This window comes from Glutamicibacter sp. NPDC087673 (assembly GCF_044743255.1).
GTDB lineage: Bacteria > Actinomycetota > Actinomycetes > Actinomycetales > Micrococcaceae > Glutamicibacter.
Window position 1 is genome coordinate 1 of sequence record NZ_JBIUWB010000016.1, and the last position, 3,409, is coordinate 3,409.

Sequence of the window (3,409 nt, forward strand, 5' to 3'; positions counted from 1 at the left end):
TTAACCGGCTAAAAAATAGCTAGGCTACGCCTTATCCGGCTAATTCTATTTTTCTCTGCACTCCCTGTTGCACGCCCGGTCATCACTTTGCAGGAGCGGTCCCACTCGATTCCAAGAACCCGAACCGAACACGTCAACCCGAGCAGGAGATCCAAGCAAAATCGCACGGTCACCTAGCCGCGCGGATCCCTCTCGGCACTCCTGGATCAGCTCACGAAGCCCAGCAGAACGATAGAGCGTGGAACGGGAAAGCCCAGCGAGTTCAGCTACCGCCCGAAACGTCACCGTACGTCCCTGCATTCGCAATGTCAGCAGGGCCTTATCAACAACTCGTTGAGACTCGCTTCGCTTCACGCCGTGCGTGTCCTCTCGATGAGCCGATCCAATTGAGTCACCAATGCTTCATGCCGTTGCACCTCGCTGTCCCAGCCTCGGCGTTTTGCGTCCTGCGCCAAAATCAGAGCGTCCTTACGCTGTGCCTCAAGCACTGGAAGATTCGAATCCTCAGTGCGGAAGCTCGGACAGTGCTCGCATATATTCGCATACTGGCACGCCTGCTGGGCTGGGGACCTCAGGCAATGCCCGCCAGCGAGCCGTGACTTAATTGTCGCGGTATCGTGCCAAGAGCCAGCAGAAACATCACTCAACGGAAGCGGCGAACGGTGTTCTTTCAGGTCAGGTAATCCGATGCGTGACTTCGCCAAGTCCAAAGCACGCTCATATTCGGTGCGGACAGTTGAATCGAATAAGGATGCATAGCGCAAACTCATCTCCGCTGAGACATGGCCCAAGAGAGCCATCAAGGACTGGAGGGTGACCCCGGCATTGATCAACGCAGTCGCATAAGTATGACGAAGCTGGTGAGTAGTGATCTTTCCCAGGCCGGCGGCTTGCGCAGCTCGGTTTAGTTCGAGCCGAACAGCGCTTTCTCCCAACCGGCGTCCGTGATGAGTGAAAAGGAACTGGGCGGGCTTCCCCGTGCGTGGATGAGCCAAAGGCTGGCCCGGCGAACGTTCTGCGATGATGCGATCAACCAAAGCCAGGGTGTCCGGGTCCAGCGGAACCATACGCTCGGTCTTCATCTTTCCCAGCGGAATCTTCAGCCAAGTCCCAGCCTCGGGAATCTCATGAACACAGTCCAGTTCCAAATCCAGCAACTCGCCAATGCGCAACCCGCACGCTCGTTGAAGCAGCAACGCATCGGCAGCCTGACGATAGTCCGAGGCCAGGAGCTCTTGGGCTAGGAGCCGGTCGGCATCCGGGGGCAAATGACGTGGCAGTGGCCGAGGAAGCCTAGGAACATCAGAACGGAAGAACAACTGCCGTGGAGGAGCTTCGGGCCATCCCCACTCGGTAATTTCACGTAAGAAGTTACCGGCAGCCCTGACCCGTCGTGATTGTTCCGCTACGGAAAGCGTGCCGGAGCTCTTCGTATTGGGGCTTCGAGGCAAAGACACCAGATACGGTTCAATATGAGAACAACGAGTTAGCTCAGCCGGTGAAGCTAATGATGGATCTGCTTCGGTGACGAACTGCCCGAAATGCGCTAATCGTGTTGCCAGGCTACTGACCGTTTTCCTAGTGCAGGTCACTTCCTTACGTTCCAAATACCGCAGAAGAAACTGTGCAAAGGGACCGTTCACTGCGCCGACCCTATCCTTGAGCGGTACCCGCTGGGTCCTGCTCAGAGGTGGATTGGCAAGCAGGTGTGCATGGAACAAGACCTGGCGGGTTGAAGAACTCAGCACGAGTAATGGACGGGCTGACATGCCGGTCTGGGCTTCTCGGGTTCGGCAACAAGTTTCAAATTCCTCTAAATCAGCACTCGTGATCTGTGTAAGTGGCTGTTGAGTCCGCAACAGGATCTTAGCGATGACGCTGGTCGTCATCGCCGCACTGACTCGTTCGCTGAACCCCACCTTGCGGGCTTCAGCAGAGAAAAATCTGAGATCATCTTCGTAATCAGTTCCCTGGACCTCAACGAAGATGTTGGCTAATTTCCGCTCAAGCAGATACGGGAAGTCGCCGCGGATCCTTTTGGTGACCATCAGATAAAGCACGAAAGCTCTAGTGCCGCTATTCGCCTCCAGCCGCCGCTCCAGCGGCTCTTGGCTCCACTTCGATGGGTCTGGATATCGGAGCATGAACGTTCTTGCTGCTGAAAAATACGGTTCCGACCCGCGGTGAGTGGAGGATAAGTAGGTGCGGTAAGCGCCAACTAGATCCAGAGGCGGTTCAATGTGATTGTTTTTGGCGGTTGATCGCGGCATCGTATTCTGATTTCACGTGGGCAGGAACAAGGTGGATGTAGCGGGCGGTCGTGTTCACGTGGGCATGCCCCAGAAGCTCTCTCATGATGGACAGGTCCACCCCTGAAGCTGCTAAGGCACTGCCGAAGGTATGGCGCAATGCATGTGGGTGGCCGTCAGGAACCCCTGAAATTTCGCGGTGGTACCGGAAGATCGTACGCAGGCCAGCTGCTGTCAAGGGCAGGCCGCGGTTGGCTCCTTTGGCAACGAGAAATAGCCGTTGCTCATCCGATTCCGGGCGTTCAGCGAGCAGGTAAGTTTGGATGACTCCGGCGACGTCCACGTCTAATGGAACTCGTCGTTCCTTGGATCCTTTGCCCTGCACTAGTAGCCACCGCCCACCGATGTCCACATCGCGTATCCGCAAGGCAAGTACCTCGCCAGCACGTAGCCCGCAATAGAGCATTAGCCCTGCCATGGCACGATCCCGGTACGTCCGCAGACCTTGAAACAGGGCAATGACTTCGTCAGATTCCAAGGATCTTGGTAGCCGGCGGGGTTCGCGAACACGTAGCGGCGACCTGGCAGCTGGTGTAGCCAGATGCCCCAGAAGCCCGGAACGCTGGGCGGAAGATACCCAACGGGACTCCTGACCTTTCGGCATAGGATTGGGTAGACACGGATCCCGCATCGCCAAGAATGTGAACAGCCCGGACACTGCTGCCATCCGGCGATTCACCGTTGCAGGTGCATATCCATCGGCTCTTTGACCGTCTAAAGTCATTACATTCGGGCCTGGACGTCCTGGTACGGATGATTGCTTGCAGAACTTCAGATAGTTGATCAGCGTGTTGGTGTCAACTGCTTCGATAGTCAGATTTTGTTCGTGTAGCCAGCGGCAGAACGCCAACAGGTCATAACCGTAGGCTCGTGTCGTGGCTGACGAGTAGTTGCGGTCACTCAGATAGCCGAGGTAATCATTAGCCTGGGAGAACCTCGCTGCTGCCGACCCATGGAGGTTCCATGCTCCGTGTGAAGACAACAAAACCAACTCTTGCTGGGTGTTCATGACACATGAGCATCGACCTCATCCTTTGGAAAGTCAAGAGTTTCCGGGGGAATTCAAGGGTATAAAACGTGGATTAGCCGGTTAACAGGGA

General features: G+C 56.0%; 2 protein-coding genes. Both read right to left on the reverse strand.

The genetic code is table 11. The features are described 5' to 3' along the window. Positions 1-350: 350 nt before the first annotated feature. The gene (locus ACIOTL_RS18045; RefSeq protein ID WP_400344217.1) at positions 351-2,144 is read right to left on the reverse strand and encodes a tyrosine-type recombinase/integrase; all 1,794 of its coding nucleotides are present in this window, start codon (positions 2,142-2,144) and stop codon (positions 351-353) included. Positions 2,145-2,235: 91 nt separating this feature from the next. Continuing rightward, positions 2,236-3,318, reverse strand: a complete 1,083-nt coding sequence (locus ACIOTL_RS18050; protein ID WP_400344220.1) for a tyrosine-type recombinase/integrase — start codon at positions 3,316-3,318, stop codon at positions 2,236-2,238. Positions 3,319-3,409: the final 91 nt, after the last annotated feature.

Coding starts and splice junctions, on each gene's coding strand:
- ACIOTL_RS18045 (WP_400344217.1), bottom strand. CDS start 2,144: ATGCTCCGATATCCAGACCCATCGAAGTGGAGCCAAGAGCCGCTGGAG.
- ACIOTL_RS18050 (WP_400344220.1), bottom strand. CDS start 3,318: ATGAACACCCAGCAAGAGTTGGTTTTGTTGTCTTCACACGGAGCATGG.